General features: G+C 69.0%; 18 protein-coding genes. 8 read left to right on the top strand and 10 right to left on the bottom strand.

Annotated elements, in window-relative coordinates; genetic code table 11:
* Positions 1 to 4 precede the first annotated feature (4 nt).
* The 3 genes from der to MKL09_RS01695 form a co-directional block, all read right to left on the bottom strand.
* Complete coding sequence (gene der, locus MKL09_RS01705) at positions 5 to 1,351, bottom strand: ribosome biogenesis GTPase Der (RefSeq protein ID WP_244017365.1); 1,347 nt, start codon at positions 1,349 to 1,351, stop codon at positions 5 to 7.
* A gap of 28 nt (positions 1,352 to 1,379) precedes the next feature.
* Positions 1,380 to 2,090, bottom strand: a complete 711-nt coding sequence (locus tag MKL09_RS01700; protein ID WP_244017362.1) for a tetratricopeptide repeat protein — start codon at positions 2,088 to 2,090, stop codon at positions 1,380 to 1,382.
* 116 nt (positions 2,091 to 2,206) lie between these two features.
* Complete coding sequence (locus MKL09_RS01695) at positions 2,207 to 2,815, bottom strand: NnrU family protein (RefSeq protein WP_244017360.1); 609 nt, start codon at positions 2,813 to 2,815, stop codon at positions 2,207 to 2,209.
* 319 nt (positions 2,816 to 3,134) lie between these two features.
* Between MKL09_RS01695 and MKL09_RS01690 the strand changes: the two genes are divergently transcribed.
* From MKL09_RS01690 to MKL09_RS01675, 4 genes are all read left to right on the top strand, one after another.
* Positions 3,135 to 4,322 carry a hypothetical protein gene (locus MKL09_RS01690; RefSeq protein ID WP_244017400.1) on the top strand — a complete coding sequence of 396 codons (1,188 nt, stop codon included), beginning with the start codon at positions 3,135 to 3,137 and terminating at the stop codon, positions 4,320 to 4,322.
* Between the two features lie 85 nt (positions 4,323 to 4,407).
* Positions 4,408 to 5,040, top strand: a complete 633-nt coding sequence (locus MKL09_RS01685; RefSeq protein WP_244017359.1) for a pyridoxamine 5'-phosphate oxidase family protein — start codon at positions 4,408 to 4,410, stop codon at positions 5,038 to 5,040.
* Between the two features lie 87 nt (positions 5,041 to 5,127).
* Positions 5,128 to 5,427 (top strand): hypothetical protein, encoded by a 300-nt coding sequence (locus MKL09_RS01680; protein WP_244017357.1) that lies wholly within the window; start codon positions 5,128 to 5,130, stop codon positions 5,425 to 5,427.
* An 87-nt stretch (positions 5,428 to 5,514) separates the two neighbouring features.
* The gene (locus tag MKL09_RS01675) at positions 5,515 to 5,775 is read left to right on the top strand and encodes a hypothetical protein (RefSeq protein WP_244017355.1); all 261 of its coding nucleotides are present in this window, start codon (positions 5,515 to 5,517) and stop codon (positions 5,773 to 5,775) included.
* A 15-nt stretch (positions 5,776 to 5,790) separates the two neighbouring features.
* Here the strand turns inward: MKL09_RS01675 and MKL09_RS01670 are convergent, their stop codons facing one another.
* The 4 genes from MKL09_RS01670 to MKL09_RS01655 form a co-directional block, all read right to left on the bottom strand.
* Positions 5,791 to 6,465: an SOS response-associated peptidase gene (locus MKL09_RS01670; RefSeq protein WP_244017353.1), complete on the bottom strand. Its 675-nt coding sequence runs from the start codon at positions 6,463 to 6,465 to the stop codon at positions 5,791 to 5,793.
* An 89-nt stretch (positions 6,466 to 6,554) separates the two neighbouring features.
* Positions 6,555 to 8,033 (bottom strand): PAS domain-containing protein, encoded by a 1,479-nt coding sequence (locus MKL09_RS01665; protein ID WP_244017351.1) that lies wholly within the window; start codon positions 8,031 to 8,033, stop codon positions 6,555 to 6,557.
* A gap of 470 nt (positions 8,034 to 8,503) precedes the next feature.
* Positions 8,504 to 9,685, bottom strand: a complete 1,182-nt coding sequence (locus MKL09_RS01660) for an SMP-30/gluconolactonase/LRE family protein (RefSeq protein WP_244017349.1) — start codon at positions 9,683 to 9,685, stop codon at positions 8,504 to 8,506.
* 91 nt (positions 9,686 to 9,776) lie between these two features.
* Positions 9,777 to 10,952, bottom strand: coding sequence for a zinc-dependent alcohol dehydrogenase (locus tag MKL09_RS01655; RefSeq protein ID WP_244017348.1), 1,176 nt, complete (start codon positions 10,950 to 10,952; stop codon positions 9,777 to 9,779).
* Between the two features lie 351 nt (positions 10,953 to 11,303).
* Here MKL09_RS01655 and MKL09_RS01650 point away from each other — a divergent pair, with 351 nt between their 5' ends.
* A complete protein-coding gene (locus MKL09_RS01650; RefSeq protein WP_244017346.1) occupies positions 11,304 to 12,416 on the top strand; it encodes an alkene reductase in 1,113 nt (370 codons plus the stop codon).
* A gap of 192 nt (positions 12,417 to 12,608) precedes the next feature.
* Here MKL09_RS01650 and MKL09_RS01645 read toward each other — a convergent pair whose 3' ends face one another.
* The gene (locus tag MKL09_RS01645; RefSeq protein WP_244017344.1) at positions 12,609 to 13,937 is read right to left on the bottom strand and encodes a nucleotide disphospho-sugar-binding domain-containing protein; all 1,329 of its coding nucleotides are present in this window, start codon (positions 13,935 to 13,937) and stop codon (positions 12,609 to 12,611) included.
* Positions 13,938 to 14,371: 434 nt separating this feature from the next.
* On the opposite strand from MKL09_RS01645, the gene MKL09_RS01640 reads away from it, so the two are divergent.
* The 3 genes from MKL09_RS01640 to MKL09_RS01630 are packed head-to-tail and all read left to right on the top strand — an operon-like array spanning position 14,372 to position 16,334.
* On the top strand, positions 14,372 to 14,950 hold the full coding sequence (locus tag MKL09_RS01640; protein WP_244017342.1) for a hypothetical protein: 579 nt from the start codon (positions 14,372 to 14,374) through the stop codon (positions 14,948 to 14,950).
* 8 nt (positions 14,951 to 14,958) lie between these two features.
* Positions 14,959 to 15,843, top strand: coding sequence for a hypothetical protein (locus MKL09_RS01635; RefSeq protein ID WP_244017340.1), 885 nt, complete (start codon positions 14,959 to 14,961; stop codon positions 15,841 to 15,843).
* A complete protein-coding gene (locus MKL09_RS01630; RefSeq protein WP_244017339.1) occupies positions 15,819 to 16,334 on the top strand; it encodes a hypothetical protein in 516 nt (171 codons plus the stop codon). Before MKL09_RS01635 ends, MKL09_RS01630 begins: the two co-directional genes overlap by 25 nt.
* A gap of 21 nt (positions 16,335 to 16,355) precedes the next feature.
* On the opposite strand, the gene MKL09_RS01625 is transcribed toward MKL09_RS01630, so the two are convergent.
* Complete coding sequence (locus tag MKL09_RS01625) at positions 16,356 to 16,988, bottom strand: TPM domain-containing protein (protein ID WP_244017337.1); 633 nt, start codon at positions 16,986 to 16,988, stop codon at positions 16,356 to 16,358.
* A complete protein-coding gene (locus tag MKL09_RS01620; protein ID WP_244017335.1) occupies positions 16,978 to 17,790 on the bottom strand; it encodes a TPM domain-containing protein in 813 nt (270 codons plus the stop codon). The genes MKL09_RS01625 and MKL09_RS01620 overlap by 11 nt, the downstream gene beginning before the upstream one ends.
* Between the last annotated feature and the right edge of the window lie 15 nt (positions 17,791 to 17,805).

The following is a 17,805-nucleotide window of genomic DNA, read 5'->3' as shown; positions in this document are numbered from 1 at the left end:
CGCCTCAGCCCTTGTCGAACGGGTTCTGTGAGGTCCGCAACGACAGCCGGATTGGCGTGCCCGGCAGCTCGAAGGTCTCGCGCAGGGTGTTGACCAGATAGCGGGTGTAGGATTTCGGCAGGGCGTTGAGCTGGTTGCCGAACAGCGCGAAATGCGGCGGTCGGCTCTTCACCTGGGTGGCGTAGCGGATCTTGATCCGCCGACCCGACACCGCCGGGGGCGGGTTGCGGGAGGTCGCCTCGCTCAGCCAGTCGTTGATGCGCGAGGTCGAAATCCGTTTGTCCCAGACCTCGGAGGCCTGCACCACCGCCTGCATCAGCTTGTCGAGGCCCTCGCCGGCCAGCCCCGAGAGCGGCACCACGGCGACGCCGCGCACTTGCGGCAGCAGGCGCGTGCAATCCTCGCGCAGCTGCTTGAGCAGGCCCGGCTGGTCGGCCACCAGATCCCACTTGTTGAGGCCGATCACCACGGCCCGGCCCTCGCTCTCGACGAGGTCGATGATGGTGAGATCCTGCTTCTCGAACGGGATCGTGGCGTCGAGCAGGACCACCACCACCTCCGCGAAGCGGACGGCGCGCAGCCCGTCAGAGACCGCGAGTTTTTCCAATTTGTCGTCGATCCGCGCGCGGCGGCGCATCCCGGCGGTGTCGTGGAGCTTGATCTTGCGCCCGCGCCACTCCCAATCCAGCGAGATCGAATCGCGCGTGATGCCGGCCTCGGGGCCGACCAGCAGGCGATCCTCGCCGAGCATGCGGTTGATCAGCGTCGACTTGCCGGCATTCGGACGGCCGATGATGGCGACCTTCAGGGAACGGCCACCGGGGCCGTCATCCTCGTCCTCGTCGTCTTCGGGCATGGGCAGGACGCCTTTCAGCATCTCGTGCAGCTCGCCCAGGCCCTCGCCATGCTCGGCCGAGAACGGGATCGGGTCGCCGAGCCCGAGGGTGAAGGCCTCGTAGGCGCCGGCGAGTCCGGCGCCGCCTTCGGCCTTGTTGGCGATCAGGATGACCGGGCAGCCGGCCCGGCGCACCATTTCCGCGAAGGGTTGGTCGGCCGGCAGCACCCCGGCCCGGGCGTCGATCACGAACAAGACCACGTCGGCGGCGAGGATCGCCGCCTCGGTCTGCATCCGCATCCGGCCGACGAGGGTCGCGGCGTCCGCCTCCTCCAGCCCGGCGGTGTCGATCACCCGGAAGTGGAGGCCGCCGAACGCGACATCGCCCTCGCGCCGGTCGCGGGTCACCCCCGGCCGATCGTCCACGAGCGCGAGCTTCTTGCCCACGAGGCGGTTGAACAGGGTCGACTTGCCGACGTTCGGCCTCCCGACGATCGCGACGGTCGGCATGTCCATGGTGTATCTCGAGACGTTCGAAGAAAAATCAGCGCGTGATCGGCGGGGGCGGGGCGGCGACCTCGGGCTTGGCCTCGGTCACGGTGACCGGGCCGCCCGCCACGAGGGCCGCGTAGACTTCGATCCGCTCACGCAGGTTCCGGGGCGTCTCGGGATCGGCGACCAACTGGTCGAACCAGCGGCCGGCCTCCTCGAAATCGCCCTTCTTGAGGGCGGCGAGGCCCAGCATCTCGCGGGCGGTGTGGCGGAACGGCGTGCCGGCGGCGAGCCCCTGGAGGTTGGCGAGTGCCGGATCCGGGTTCGCGCTGTCGAGGCGCAGCAGCGCCGCGCGCAGGCGTGCCAGATCACGCAGGCCGTCGCCGAGGCCGGTGTCACCGGCGAGCGTGTCGAACGCCTTCGCACCGGCCTCCGGGTCGCGCTTGCCGGTCTCGGCCGCAGAGCGGAACCGGGAGAGCAGGCGGTAGCCTGCCGGCCCCTGCTGCTCCAGCGCGTCGAACACCTTGTCGGCTTCCGCGACCTTGCCGTCCCGGGCCAGCCGGTTGGCTTCGTCGAACTGCACCGAGGCGGTCTCGGCGGCCACGCGCTGCTGGTTCTGCCAGTAGCGCCAGCCGGCGACGCCCACCACCAGCAACACGGCGAGCGCGATGATCACCCCGCTGTAGCGCTTCCAGATCTGAAAGATCCGGTCGCGGCGATAGTCCTCGTCGACCTCGCGGATGAACTCGTTGTTCTCGGCCATCATTTCCCGGCCCGCGCGTGTCCGCGGGCCACCTTGCACAGCTATCGAGCCCCGCGCCTAACACACGGGGGCCGGGTTGGCGACAGCGAGCGTGGTCGGGCGGGTGTGCGGGGCCCTCAGGCGGTGCCGGGCCAGACCGACACGCCGATCAGCGGGTAGTGCAGGTAGCGCGAGAACACGAACCAGACGGCCGTCCCGATCACCACGGCCAGGATGTCGTTGCGCCAGCCATGCGGGGCCGCGACGGCACCGCCGTGCTGGGCGACCACCGCCCCGGGGGCGAGCGCCCGGCGCTTGGCGCTGATCCGCGCCGCCACCGCCCAGGCCAGGAAGCCGCCGAACAGCAGGATCGAGCCGAGATCGCCGTTGGCCAGCAGGTGGGCGGTCGCCCAGATCTTCACGGCGAGCAGCATCGGGTGCTTGGCCTTGGCCCGGATGTGGCCCGGCAAGTAGGCGGCGGCGAGGCACACGAAGGCGAGCCAGACCAGCGTCAGGGCGAGGTGGCGCGTCCAGACCGGCGGATCCCAGACCGGGATGTAGCCGGCGAGCCGGTAATCGTGGAAGCCGATCCCGATCAGCACCAGCCCGAGCAGCGACAGGGCGGTGTAGCCGAGCTTGTACCGGCCCTCGCCGATCCGGCCGACGATCTCGGCGCGCTTGGCGCGCACCATCGAGAAGGCATGCGTGCCGAGGAACAGCACGAGCCCGAGGATCAGGAGGAGCATGAGGGACTTTCGGACGGCGGCCGGGCGGCAAGTACTCTGTAACCGTTCTCAAGCGAATCTGGCGCGCTTTGTCCAGGCGTGGCCGGGACGCACCCGGATTTCAGCGATGGGTTTGGCGTACGGGATGGCTGGTGCGGGTGGCGGGGCGCCGTTTCTCCCTCCCCCCTCTGCGGGGGAGGGTGGCCCCTGCGTTACCAGGGGTCGGGAGAGGGGAGCGCCGCATCCGGAAAGATCGCTTCGGGAGCCGAAGCCCGCAGCGTCGCGCTGCCCCTCTCCCGACCCCCTTCGAGGGCCACCCTCCCCCGCAGAGGGGGGAGGGATCCGGCAGCGTACCGCTCTACTCGCCGCGGCCCTCTTGGCGCTCCTCCTCATCATCCCCCCGCCGGCCCGGGCCGCCGCCGAGCCGCCCCTTTCGGCCCTGACCCTGGTCGGGCCGCCATCAATCGTGTTCAAGGCCGGGCGCGATGCCTGCGACGGCGCCGATGTCCCGGATGCGCCGGCCCGGGCGTTCCGCGATGCCGCCGGTGCGGTGGCGGTGTTCGGCATGCATTACCGCAACCGCGCCCTGCGCGGGCCGGACCTCGACCACCTCAAGCTCGACTGCACGGTCGTGCTCGATTCCGGTGAGAAGGCCGACCCGGCGGCTTATGACGACCGGTCCTGGATCACCGCCACTTGGACCGAGGACGGCAGCCGCGTCGCCGCGCTCCTGCACCACGAGTACCAGGCCAACGAGCATCCCGGCCGCTGCCCGGCAGGGGCCTACATGGCGTGCTGGTACAACACGATCACGGCCGCCGCCTCGACGGATGGCGGACGCAGCTTCCTGCGCCAAAGCCCGCCCGTCGTGGTGGCCGGTGCACCGTTCCGGCAGGAGGTTGGCCAGGGCCGACATCGCGGCTTCTTCAACCCATCGAACATCGTCGCGGACGGGCGCTGGCGCTACGTTCTGGCCTCGACCACGGGCTGGGACCGCCCCGGCAGCGATCAGGAGGCGGGTGTCTGCCTGTTCCGCAGCGACGATCCCGCCGACCCGGCCCGCTGGCGCGCCTGGACCGGCACCGGCTTCACCGCCGCCTTCCCGGACCCTTACCGCAAAGCCGTCCAGCGTCCCGAGACGTGCCGGCCGGTGGGGCCATTCCCGGGACCTGTCGGCGCCGTGGTCCGCCACTGGGGCACGGGCGCCTGGATCGCGGTGTTCATGGCCAAGGCCGGGGAGGGGTTCGCAAAATCCGGGTTCTACTGGACGAGTTCGCGCGACCTGATCGCCTGGGACACGCCGCGCCTGCTCCTCGAAGGCGCGACCCTGTACGACGATCCGTGCAAGGCGACCGTGCCGCTGATCGCCTATCCGTCGCTCCTCGATCCGGGGGCGAAGGGCCGCAACTTCGACGATGTCGGCGACGGCGCCCTGCTCACCTACGCGAGCCTGCGCGTCGAGGGCTGCACGATCACCTCAGACCGGGACCTCCTGCGCCGCCCGGTGGCGATCCGTGTCTGGCCCTGACGGGCTCGACCCCGTTCCGAAAGCCCCGGGCCATCGTTAAGCTTGGAGCAGTGATCCGGCCATCGGCGGTTTTCAGGAGGGTCTCATGGACAGCGAAACCCCGGATCCCGCGACGATCCGCGACGCGGCGGACCTGCGCGCCCAGTTCGGCGCCGTCGGTGCGCTCGCTGCCGGCAAGGTGCTCGATCACATCGACGCTTACGCCCGCCGGTTCATCGCGCTCGCGCCGTTCCTGGTGCTGGCGAGCGCCGACGCGGCCGGCCATGCCGATGCCAGCCCCCGGGGCGACGCGCCGGGCTTCGTGGCCGTTCCCGATGCCCGCACCCTGGTGATCCCCGACCGGCGCGGCAACAATCGCATCGACAGTTTTCACAATATCATCGAGAGCCCCGGAATCGGGCTGATCTTCTTCGTGCCGGGCATCGACGAGACCCTGCGGGTGAACGGCACAGCGGCGGTGACGCGGGATCGCGCGCTGCTCGAACCGATGCGCGCCCAAGGCACGGTGCCGACGATCGGGCTGATCGTGCGGGTGCGAGAGGCGTTCTTCCATTGCGGCAAGGCGCTGATGCGCGCGCAGCTCTGGGATCCGGCACGCCACATCGCGCGCGACACCTTTCCCAGCCTCGGTCGCATCCTGGCCGACCAGACCGCCGCCTCCGATATCCCGGAGGCCGAGGCGCGGATCGCGGATTCCTACCGCACGCGGCTCTACTGAGCGCTTCGGTCGGTCGGCGGGCGAACCGGAGCCAACCGCAGCGCGTTCCGGAGCGAGACACAAGGCGCTGCGCCGAAAGGATCCCGCATGCGTGAGTCCCCGGTTCCGAAGGAGAGGCCCCGCTTCGCTGGACCCCGCCGGTCTCGCGATGCGGCCGCGCTCGGGGCGGGAGCCGTCGGTGCCTCGGCGTTGGGCGCGCTCGCGATCGGGGTCGCGGCCCTCGGCGCGGTCGCGCTCGGCGCCTTCGCGATCGGCTGCCTCTCGGTCGGCCGCGCCCGGGTCGGAGCACTCGACGTGAACTCCCTGAAGGTCGGCTCCCTGGAGATCGATGCGCTGACGGTCCGGTCGCTGCGCGTCCTCGACCGGGGGGACGGGGCCGCGCGCTGAAGCTTCGTCGCGAAGACTGGCGGGGGACCTCCCGATGGCGTAGCCTTGAGCCCGTCGTACCGGAGATGCCCGCGAGGACAGCCCGCGATGAGCGATAAGACCAAGCCCTTTCGCCCCGGCGACGCGCTCGATGTCCTCGGCGAGACCGAGGGCGATTTCGTCCTGCCGCTCTGCCTGCCGAAGCCCAGCCTGCTGATCGGGGAGGACCTCGCCATGATCGTCCTCGATACGATCCACGGCCAGCGGGTCGGCTTGCCCCTCAGCCTGCAAGGGGCAGCCGACCTGCACGCGGTGCTGGAAGAGGCCCTGCGGCTGCTGCAGGCGCGGGACGGCGGTTCGATCCAGTAGCGGTCGAACCGGCCTTTACGTCTCCGGCTCGTCATCCGTCGCGGGGCCGTCCGCGCGTTCGCCCCGGGCGACCTCGCGCATCGCCGAATCCCGCAGAGGGCGCTGCAGCTTGAGCGCCTCCGCGGTGGGCGCTTCTAGCCAGGCCGCCCATTCCTCCGGCTCGGTTAGCAGGACCGGCATCGCCTTCGGGTGGACCGGGCCGACGATGCCGTTCGCCTCCGTGGTCAGGAACGAGAACAGCCGGTGCTCCTCCGCCACGCGGTCCGGGTTCTCACGCTTGGTCCCGCGCACGCCGGACCAGGGCCGCCAGATGCCCGCGAAGGCGAAGAGCGGCCGATCCTCATTGAGGGCGAACCACACCGGCGTCTTGCGCGGCTTGGTGTCGGCATACTCGCTGAACGCGGTGACCGGCACGAGGCAGCGATGGGCCGGCCCGAGCCAGGGCCGCCAATGCGGGCTCGCCGCGTTGCGGACATTGGTGACCGGATGCTCGCCGAACGCCTTCGGGCCCGGGATGCCCCAGCGCATCATGGCGAGTTCCCGGCCCTCCGCCCCGTTCCAGACAACCGGCGCCATCTGGTCCGGAAAGATCGCCGGCAACGGCGGCAGGTTGCCCGTGCGGTCGCGGGCGAGCCCGAAGGCGCGGCGCAGCTCGGCGGGGCCGGTGCGCAGGCTGTAGAGGTTGCACATGGGGCTCTCGGACCGTCCGGGGCGTCGGGAACCGCGCCGCGAACCGGCCGGCCCCGCACGCTACTCGCACGCGGCCGGGCCGCCCGCGCTCAGGCGGCGTTCTGCGCGGCCGCGCGCAATTGCTGCGTGGCACTGTTCGCCTGCTCGGCGGATTGGGCGATGACCCCGAGACTCGCGGTGATCGCGCCGACGCCGCTGGCGGCCGTCTGCATGCTGGCCGACATCTCGCGGGTGACGGCGGATTGCTGCTCGACGGCGGTCGAGATCGCCGTCGCGACCTCGTTGAGCTTCACGATCGTGCCCTGGATCGAGCCGATCGCCTCGACGGCCCCCCGGGTCGCCTCCTGGCTCCCCGCGATCTGGGTGCCGATCTGTTCCGTGGCCCGGGCGGTTTGGTTGGCGAGCTCCTTCACTTCGGAGGCCACCACCGCGAAGCCCCGGCCGGCATCGCCGGCGCGCGCGGCCTCGATCGTGGCGTTGAGCGCCAGCAGGTTGGTCTGCGCCGCGATGCTCTGGATCAGAGCGACGACTTCGCCGATCTGGGCCGCGGACTGGCTGAGGCCGGCGATGATCCGGTGCGTCTCCCGGGCTTGGCCCACGGCCTGCCCGGCGATCTCCGAGGCCTGCCCGACCTGCGCGCTGATCTCCGCGACCGAGGCGGCGAGTTCCTCGGCGCCCGAGGCCACGGTCTGGATGTCGCCGGAGACGTGCGTCGACGATTGGGCGGCCTGCCCGGCCTGCTGCGAGACGCCGGATGCGGCCTCCGCGATGGCGGCCAGGTCGCGCGCGATGGCGCTTTGCAACGCGGCCCGCTGCCGGCGCTCCAGCACGGCGGCGGTCACGTCGGTGGCGAATTTGACAATCTTGAGCGGACGCCCGTCGCGGTCGAAAATCGGGTTGTAGCTGCCCTGGATGTAGACTTCGCGCCCGCCCTTGGCGAGCCGGCAATACTCATCGGCCTGGTATTCGCCGCGGCCCAGGCTGTCCCAGAACTGCCGGTATGCGGCGCCTTGGCGGGTCTCCGGGTCGATGAACAGGCTGTGGTGATGACCCTGGATTTCCTCCAGCCGATACCCCATCGACGTGAGGAAATTGTCGTTCGCGGTCAGGATCGTGCCGTCGAGGGCGAATTCGATCACCGCCTGCACCCGGTTGATCGCCTTGATCTGGCCCTCGTACCCGATGGTGCGCATCACCTGCTCGGTCACGTCGCTGGCGAACTTGACGACCTTGGTCGGCTTGCCGCCGCGGCCGAGGATCGGGTTGTAGGTCGCCTGCAGCCAGACCTCGCGGCCGCCCTTGCCGATGCGCTTGAACTCGCCCCCTTGGAATTCGCCGTGCCTGAGCGCAGCCCAGAATTCGCGGTAGGCTTCGCTGTCCCGGAAGGCCGGCGCGACCAGCATTCCATGGGACTGGCCCCGGATCTCGTCGAGCTGGTAGCCAACCGCTTCGAGGAAGTTCTTGTTCGCCGTCAGGATCGTGCCATCGAGGGCGAATTCGATGACCGCCTGGGATCGATCCAATGCTTCCACTTTCGAGTGGAGATCCTTATTGAGCAGCAAGCCCATCGACCGCCTCGTCCTTGCTTAAATGTCTCGACCGCCGTGGATCTGATTCGGCGTGCGCCAAGTGGGATTACGTAGAGTTGTTACTGCGGCTATCATTAACAAAAAATTAATATCAGAACTCGAGTGCGATCGGGTTGTTTTTGTACATTTCTAGAAGGATCAAGATTTGGATTAGATATGTATTTGCGTAATTTGATATATCTAAAGTCTTTAATTCAGTATTCCGATTACTGATGTCATTGTAAATGAAAATCATGCATGATCGGGCAAGAATATCTGACTTATATTGGTATTCGATGGGTCTATTTAAGCCGGGGCGTACGCGTTCGAAACGCGTACGGAGCATCCTAGGCCGTCCAAGGAATCCTGCCAGGGGCAAGACGCGGGGATCAGGGGATACATGCAGGTTCGGGATACCGAAGCCTCCGGACCGGGCTCCCCGGCACGGAGGCGTCAGGTGCGCGCGTAGCTCAGCGCGGAGCGGCCGTTGGCTTGAAGCTCCACAGCTCGGTCGGCAGGGCGATCGGGGCCCCCTCCTTGTAGAAGGCGGAATCCTGAATATGCGAGGTCGTGACGTAGACCGTCCCGTCCGGGCCCTGGCTGAACGTGTCCGGCCAGCGCAGCCGCGGATCCTGCACCAGCGTGGTCAGGCCGGACTCCTTGGCCGCGAAGTCGCGGACCTTGATCGAATCGTCTTGCGGCGAGGTCACGTACATGCGGCTGCCGTCGCGGTCGATGAGCAGCCCGTCGGCAGGTCCGTTCTCGCCCACCGAGACGATCTTGCCCGTCAGACTCTTGTCGGCAAGCGTCTCCGGCACGAGCGATGCCGTGACCCAGCCGGTCAGTGCGTCGGTCGGAAGGCTGTAGAGCGTCTTGCCCTTGATCGCCTGCCAGTAGAGCGTCTTGCCATCCGGCGAGAGGGCGATGCCGTCGGCCGAGAACTCGACGCCGCGCCCGTCCGGCCGCCGCAGCGGCTTGCCGTCATAGGTCACGGTCACGGCGGTGTCGGGCATCGTCGCGGGCACGCCCGCCAGCAGACGCTTAGCCTTGCCCGAATCGATATCGACCACCACCAGCGCGCCCTCGGCGCCGGAATCGGTGAGGTAGGCGGTCTTGCCGTCTGGCGATATCCGTACGTCGTTCAGGTAGGAGCCCTGCGGGGCGATCGCTGGGTCGAATGCGATTGTCTTGGAGACCGTGTTGGTCTTCAGGTCGATCGCCACCAGCTTCGGGCCGTCCTTGACGACGGCCGCCATGGCGGGAGCGGCGGCATCGACCACCCAGAGCCGGCCGTGCCGATCGGCGACGACGCTCTGCACGCACACGAAGTGGGTCTTTGGGTCGACCTCGTCCTTGCGGGCGTTGCGCCAGGCATTCCACTCGACGTCCGGGTAGGGGACGGGCTTGCCGTCCTTCAGCTCCGCCACCGAGACCGGGGCATCCTCGGTCCAGCGCGGGAAATTCACGAAGATCCGTCCGTCCTGCGCCACGGTCACACCGGTGACCTGATGCTGGAAGCGCGCGACCTGCGTCAGCGCGGACGAACTGGCCGGTGGCGGCGATGTCGCGGCCACGGGCTCCTGCGCCAGGGCTGGCCCGACGAGTGTCGAGAGGAGGATAGGCAGCAGAGTACGGGCGGCCGGCATCGTCATACGGGATCAATCCTGGGATACAGCGACAGTCAAAGCCCCGGTCCTTGAAGACCGGGGCCTCGGAGGCAGCGTTAACGCACCGCACGCGAACTCAGTTCGGGTGGAAGACCACCTTCACGCAGCCATCGGCCTTGTCCCGGAAGGTCTTGTACAGGTCCGGGCCGTCCGCGAGGTTGGTCGAGCGGTGGGTGATCATCGACGTCATGTCGAACTTGCCCTCCTGGATCAGCTTGGTCAGCGTCTCCAGGTAGCGCTTCACGTGGGTCTGCCCGCTCTTGAGGGTCAGGCCCTTCTGCACGATCGAGCCCATATTGACCGGCACCGGGCCGCCATAGACGCCCGGCACCGAGACGATGCCGCACGGCCGGACCGCCTTGATCGCCTCGGCCAGGGCGTAGGGCCGCTCGGTGGAGGTCAGCTTCTCCTGAAGGGTCGAGAGCACGCCGGTGAGGCCGCCATGGCCGGCGCTGGCCTCCATGCCGACGCAGTCGATCACGCCGTCGGCGCCCTGGCCCTTGCTGATCTCCTTGATCCGCTCGAACACGTCCTCGTTCATGAAGTCGACGACGTCGGTGGCACCTGATTTTCTGGCCAAGGCGAGGCGCTCGGGAACCGTGTCGATGGCGATGATGCGCCCGGCGCCCATGATCTTGGCCGACTGGATCGCGAACAGGCCGACCGGGCCGGCGCCCCAGATCGCGATGATCTCGCCGCCCTGGATCTCGCAATGTTCCGCGCCCTGCCAGCCGGTGGGCAGGATGTCGGTGAGGAACAGGACCGACTCGTCGTCCATGCCATCCGGCACCTTCATGGGCGCCACATCGGCCATGGGGACGCGCACGTACTCGGCCTGGCCGCCCGCGTAGCCGCCGGTGAGATGCGAGTAGCCGAACAGGCCCGCGGTCGGGTAGCCGAACTGCGCGGCCGCCATCTCGCCGTTGCGGTTCGAGCGCTCGCAGACCGAGTAATTGCCGAGCTTGCACTGCCGACAGGCGCCGCAATTGATGTTGAACGGCACGACGATCCGGTCGCCCTTCCGGAACTTGGTGAAGCCCTGGCCGACTTCGATCACCTCGCCCATGAACTCGTGGCCGAGCACGTCACCGGATTTCATGGTCGGCATCTGGCCGTCCATTAGGTGGAGGTCCGAGCCGCAGATCGCGCAGCTCGTCACCTTGATGATCACGTCGCGGGCATCCTCGATCACCGGATCCGGGACCGTGTCGCAGCGGATGTCGTTCTTGCCGTGCCAGCAGAGGGCTTTCATGGCGTCGGTTCTCCAGATCGAGGGACGTGCAACCGCGGGGCGCGGCCTCGCGAGGGCAAGTCGCCGGCAGTACGGTCAAGTTCCGTTGAGGCGACACGCAGGGCCAAGCCGCTCGCGATGCCGCCTGTCGGGCAAGACGCGCCCCGGATTCCGGTTCCCGCGGCATTCCGCACCGCCGACCGGCGATGGCCTCTACCTGAGCCGATCGAAACGCGGCCGTGGAACCCAGCCCCGACCATGACCGGTTAACGACCATTCCGCTGGGCCTGCCGGTGCCGCGATGCCGGCCAGCCGATGCCTGGCGACAGCCCGGGCCGCGCGTCCTTCCAGAAGTGTTCCCTCCGAGGTCTCATGCCGAACAGCCCGATCCTGCAGCCGGTCACTATCGGCGACCTGACCCTCAAGAACCGGGTGGTGATGGCGCCGCTCACCCGCAGCCGCTCCAACAATGACGGCGTGCCGCCGGATTTCGCCGCCGATTATTACGGGCAGCGGGCCAATGCCGGCCTGATCATTTCCGAGGCGACCAACATCTCACCCCAGGGCGTCGGCTACGCCTACACGCCGGGGATCTGGTCCGACGCGCAGGTCGAGAGCTGGTCGCGGATCGTGAAGACGATCCATGCCAATGATGGTCTGATCTTCCTTCAGCTCTGGCATACCGGCCGGATCTCGCATCCCGAGCTTCAGCCCGGCGGCGCACTCCCAGTCTCGGCCTCCGCGATCAAGCCCGAGGGGACCGCGTTCACCCAGGACGGGATGAAGCCCCATGTGACGCCCCGGGCGCTCGAGACCGACGAGATCCCGGGGATCATCGCCGATTACCGGCGCGCGGCGGAGAACGCCAAGCGGGCGGGTTTCGACGGGGTCGAGATCCACTCAGCCAACAATTACCTGTTGGAGCAATTCGTCCGCGACTCCACCAACAGGCGTACCGACCGCTACGGCGGCTCGATCGAGAACCGCCTGCGCTTTCCCCTGGAGGTGGTCCGGGCTGTCACCGAAGTCTGGGGCGGCGGAGCCCGGGTCGGCATCCGGCTCTCGCCGGCGACCACGCAGCCCGGCGAGACGCCGCTGGATTCCGATCCGCACGCCACCTACGGCGCCTATATCGATGCGCTGAACGGTTTCGGCCTGCTCTACGTCCACACGATCGAGGGCGTGACCCAGCAGACCCGGGACGTGCCGGACGGCGTCGACTTCCTCGACCTGCGCCGCCGGTTCAAGGGCGCCTATATCGGCAACAATCAGCTCACCCTGGATCTCGCCGAGAAGGAGCTGGCCGAGGGCCGGGCCGACTTGTTCAGCTTCGGCCGTCCCTACATCGCCAATCCCGACCTCGTTCAGCGCCTAGCCAGCGGCGCCCCCTTGGCCGAGGCGCCGAAGCCCTATTGGTACGGCGGCGGCGCCAACGGCTATTCCGATTGGCCGGGCATGAACGGGCCGGTGGCGATCCGGCGCTGACCAACGGGACGTGTGATCCGGCGGAGCCCCAATGCCGCCGAATGATCGGCTAAACCTGTGAATGTTTCACGGGAAACATTTTCCCGTGAAACATTTCGAAACGCTTCGCTGAATCCGGAGGCGCGCGATGGCGTCCCAGTACACCGCGATGCGAACGAGCACCGGCTCGTCCTAGCCGATCGCCAGCGGACCTCACGCCGACTTTGCAAACCCAACCGCCGCGCGCGGGCTGCGGCGGCACACCGGGCCCGAGCGGCTGAGATCATCGATTGCGCCCAGAATCCCGGCCATCGCATCGCGCTTCGCGAAGGCCTCCTGCAACGCACCGGCCCTCTGCCGGAAGCTCGGCTCGTCGAGCACGCACGTCACCGCCGTCCGTAGAGCGTCGGGGCTCGGCCTGTTGGTGGCGAGGTTGAAGCCGACGCCCGACCAGCCGATGCGAGCGTTCACCTCCGCCTTGTCCTCGGTCAGGCCGGCCGAGACGATCGGCACGCCGTTCGCCAGCGCCTGCGAGACGCTGCCGTAGCCGCCGTTGGTGACCAGCACGCTCACGCGCGGCAGCAATTCGCGGAACGGCAGGAAGCGCGCAGCGCGGGTGTTGGCCGGCACCGGGCCGCGCAGCGCCTCGACCGGCCGTCCACCCGTGGTGGCGAGGACGAGGAGGTCGTCCCGATCGGCCAGGGCGGTGAGCGTCGGCTCGACCAGCGCGCCGAAATCCGCGTTGGCCAGGGTGCCCTGCGTGACCAGCACCACCGGCTTGCCCTCGGCATTGGCCCGTTCCAGCTCAGGCCACCAATCTGGCAGAGGGGCCGGCGGAGCCGGAGGCTGGAGCAGGCCGATGAAGCGGACGCCCGCGGGCAGCGTGCCGTAATCATACTCGAAGCCCGGAACGCTCGGCTGAAGAAACAGGTCCGGCAGCACGACCACCGAATGCGGCAGCGAGGCCGGCAGGGGCGGCACGCCGAGCCGCGCCAGTTGCGCATCCGCGTAGGCCCGGACCGGGTTGGCGAAGGCTGCATCCATCCCGGCCTTCAGGGCGGCGTAGCGGGCGAGTTCGGTCTTGTCGCGGGCGGGCGGCAGGCCGAGACCGACCGGGGCGTGGTCGGGCCGGTCGAGGAACAGGAAGCTGATATTGGCGGTGACGATCGGCGGCCGCGGTGCGGTGTCCAAGAGCAGCGGCAGCACGCCGAGGAACATGCTGCCGGCTACGATCACGTCCGGTGCGTCCTCGGCGATCAGGGCCCGCAGGGCGGCGGTCTGAACCGGTATGGGATCGATGAAGCGCCGCTGGAACTCGCGCCGGAAGCGCTCCGGGCCGGCGGGCAGCGTCGTCTCCAGGAATCCGGCCGAGTCGTTGTCCGCATAGGGCGCGAAGCGTAGGCCCGCTGCCTCGACCCTTGCCTGGAAAGCCGGATCGGTGAGCACGCGCACGTCATCGCCCCGGGCCGCGGCGGCGCGGCCGATGGCGAGCAGCGGGTTCACGTGGCCGGTGAGCGGCGTCGCGGCGATCAGGATCTTCATGGCGGTCTCCTCGGGTAATGCCGGTCTCGCTCCGTCTTCCGGAGCCGGCATCCCGCGGGCGGACGTGGTCCGACCCACGTGGTCTATGAGGGAGAATCGCCTGTGGACCCGCCGAGTTACCGCAACGCGCCCGGCTTCGTGCGGCAGCGCACAAATCCATCCCCTCGGCGTCCCGGCGGAGGGCGTCATGTGCGTCTGCACCGTCTCACCGGTCGCAGCCCAGACCTTGGCTGTAAGTGCCCACAAGTAGCGTTCATGATTAATAGCGTCGAATACGCAATAATTCAGTAGAAACCCGAAGTTGACCTACGCGTCGACGCACCAACATATCAGTTTCTGTTGAGGGGCCCAATAACTTGGTTAACGGGATCCAGTGTCCGGCCGCGTATTCGAGATCCGCGTGCCGTGACGGCAAAACCCGGGGTGGAGGGGCAATGAAGGAACGCCTGTCGCGTGCTGCCGTTGTCGCCGCCCTATGCTTGATCGGTTGGATCAGTCCTGCACATGCAGCGCCCGTCGATGTGATCCGTGACTTCGACTGTCGGCCCCTCGCGTTTCGCGATGCCGACTCGGTTCCGCGCATGTCCGCCTCCGGTCAGCCCCGTCTCGGACAGGTCGCGAGCCTGGATACCTTGCTCAGCAGGGATCCGTTCGCACGCACAGTGACTTGCTTCGGGGGAGGGGGGACCTTTCCGGGGCTCATATCGCCTCCGGCCATCGGCTACGCCACGGCCGATGCGTCTTATGGGGTCAAAGGCTCCACTTTCGGCGGGGCGGGCGGCGGCTCGGGTGCAAGCGGGCACACGGCGACCGGCCTCGTCGCACTCTCTCCATACGGGGAGAGCGGAGCCTCTGCCGGATTCTTCCTCTCTGATACCGGTTTCGGTGGCGGCTCAGGCGGCAGTTCCGGAGGTGCGCCGGCACCCGAGATCGACGCGATGCTGGGTCTCACCTTGGCGGGAGGCACCGTAGCCTTCCTCAAGCGCAGGCGCCGCGCGCCGGCCGCCGTTTGAGCGCCCGGATGGCCGGGGTGCTGACAGGGCGCGGCAGGGGCGGGCCGACCGAGGCGGTGCGCGCCGCGAATCCGCCCGTCCACGTCGCGACTTGGAGTCTTTTGATCTTCGGCTGCGGCACAACGATCTCCGCCGCGTCGCAGCGCCTGCTGCTCGAACCCGACCCGGGTCTCCAACGCCTCGTCGAGCTCAAGCTCGGCGAGGTGTTCGCCACCCTGGCCACGGCGGCGATCCTCTTCGCGGCGCGGCACCGTCGGCCGACGCCGACGCGGACCGATCTCGCCGTCCTGCTTGCCTGCGCGCTGACCTGGTTCCTGCCCGAGCCCCACGCGGTCTATGCCGGCATGACGCTGGCTGCGGCGTGGCTTCTCGCCCGGCGCTCGCAGGACCGCCTGCTCGCCGATCTCGGGCAAATCTGGCTCGCCCTGTCGTTCTGCGAATTGTGGAGCAAGCTGGTCTTCAAGCTGTTCTACCCCGCCATCGAGCCGTTCGAGGTCGCCGTGATGGCCTGGGTCGGGCGCTTCGTTTTTCCCGGCCTGCAGACGAGCGGTGTCTATCTCAGTGCCCGCCCCGACTGGTCGATCGTCATGCTGGAGGGCTGCTCGGCCTTCCACAACCTGTCGCTGGCGGCCTTGATCTGGCTGTGCGTGCTCAAGATCGCCGGCCGACCGGCCAGCCACGGGGCGCTCGGAGTCCTGGGGATGAGCGGCGTCCTGGTGGTGGCGATCAACATCGCCCGGATCCTGGCGATGCTGCCCTCCGCGGAGGCTTATCGGTACTGGCACGACGGGGCCGGCTCGGTCACCGTGGCGCTCGTCTCCGTGGCGGCCTCGCTGCTGCCGATCGTGGTCCATGTCGAGAGGACGCCATGCCCGGTCACGCGACCCGCCTGAGACAGGCCGACCGCGCGGGGTTCGCCGCCCTGTGCCTGCTGCTCGCCCTGTCGGTGGCGATGCGGGTCCAGGCCTATGGAAAGGGTGTGACGGCCCCGGAGCCGGGCGTCGAGGCTGCGGCGGTCAATCTCGGGGCCGGTGTGGTCCTGCCGCGCGCCGAGGCTGGGCGCCGGGCGGTCTGGACCGGCGCCTGCCCGCTGCCGGTGACGGCCGATTTCGTCGAGCCCTCGCCCCACGGTACCGACACGTCGCTGGCGGCGCCGCGTGATCCGAATGACCGCGTCGTCTACGTCTATCGGGGCTGGACCCTCGAAGGCCCCCGGGCCGCTATGCAGCTGAGCGTCCTGTATTTCATGCGCCGGGCGGGCGCCGTTCTGGGACTGAACGGGGCGGCGACGCCGCACGAACTGGCCGTGAAGTTGGTCGTGCCGGCGGGCTGCGACGCCTCGCCCGACGAGGCCATGGCGGCGCTTCGGCGGACCCGTGGCTAGGCTCGGTCTCCGGACGCGGGGCTAATCCGCGACGATCACCCGGTTCGGCAATTCGTCCGGATCGTGCGGACCGGCCGGGAGATGCTCGGCCAGGCAGGCGCCGATGCGCTCGACCGCCACGGTCAGGCCGCCCTCGATCTCGCCCCGCGCCAGGGCGCGGGTAAGGTCGGCCAGGATCCCGTCCCAGGATTGCGCCGGGATGCGCTGCAGCACGCCGAGATCCGTGACGATCTCGGCGTGGCGCTCGGCCAGCGACAGGTAGAGCAGCACGCCGGTGCGGGATTGGGTGCGGCTCAGGCCGCGGGACCAGAACGCCCGCTGCCCGGCCTCGCGGGCCCGGGCGCTGCGCAGCCGGCGCGGCACCAGGGCGAGGCGCAGCCGCGCGCTTTGGCTGGCCGCCAGGATCGCGGCCACGAGTGCGGCCTGCGCCAGCAGGATCGCGGTGGCGCTCCACCCGGTCAGCGCGATCAGCGGCCAGGGCAGGATCAGCGCGGCGATCAGGGCCGTGAGCAGCACCACCGAGCGGTAGGCGCCCGCGCGCCGGCTGATCATCACGACGATCTCGCCGGATGTGCCGGCTTCGGCCCGGGACACCGCCGCGGCGAGGCGTTCGCGCGCCTCCGGGGAGAGCACGTCCACGATCCTACCAGTCACCCGAGGCTCCCCCGCCGCCCGACGAGCCGCCCCCGCCGGAAAAGCCGCCGCCGGACGAGCCGCCATCCGAGAAGCCGCCGCTCCATCCGCCCGATCCGGGGCCGGGCAGGAACACGATGCCTCCGCCGCGCCCGGCCGAGCGACCCCCGGGGCCGCCACCTCCGCGGTTCATGCGCCAGGCCACGAACAGCACGACCAGGAACAGAATGACGAAGAGTGCGACCTGCGTGGGATCGACCTCGTCGGCGCGGACCTGCGGCTTGCGCTGCCACTCCTGCGCATCCCCCGACAGGATCCCGAGAATCCCGTCGATCCCGGCATCGATCCCGCCGTAATAATCGCCGGTCTTGAACCGCGGCGTGATCGCGCTCGCTATGATCACCCGGGACAGCGCGTCGGTGAGCGCGCCTTCGAGGCCGTAGCCGACCTCGATCCGCACCTTGCGCTCGCTCGGCGCCACCAGCAGCAGGGCGCCGTTGTTGGTCTTGGCCTGCCCGAGCTTCCATGCGCGGAGCAGCCGGTTGGCATAATCCTCGATGGTCGTGCCCTGGAGATCGGGCACGGTCGCCACCACGACCTGGTCCGAGGTCTTGTCCTCGTGCGCCTTCAGCTTGGCCTCCAGGGCCGTGCGCTGATCCGGTGTCAGGATGCCGGCGCCATCGACCACGCGGCCGGTGAGCGGCGGGAAGGTCAGGTCGGCCGCGAGCGCCCCGAACGCGTAGACCGCCAGGCACGCGAACAGGACGACCAGCGCGAGGAACAGCCGCACCAGCGTCCCGGTGCTCAGGCCCATGAGGCGCATCTACGAGAGCCGCAT

It is taken from the genome of Methylobacterium sp. J-048, from assembly GCF_022829515.1.
Lineage (GTDB): Bacteria > Pseudomonadota > Alphaproteobacteria > Rhizobiales > Beijerinckiaceae > Methylobacterium.
This window is presented reverse-complemented; position numbering and strand designations above follow the sequence as displayed.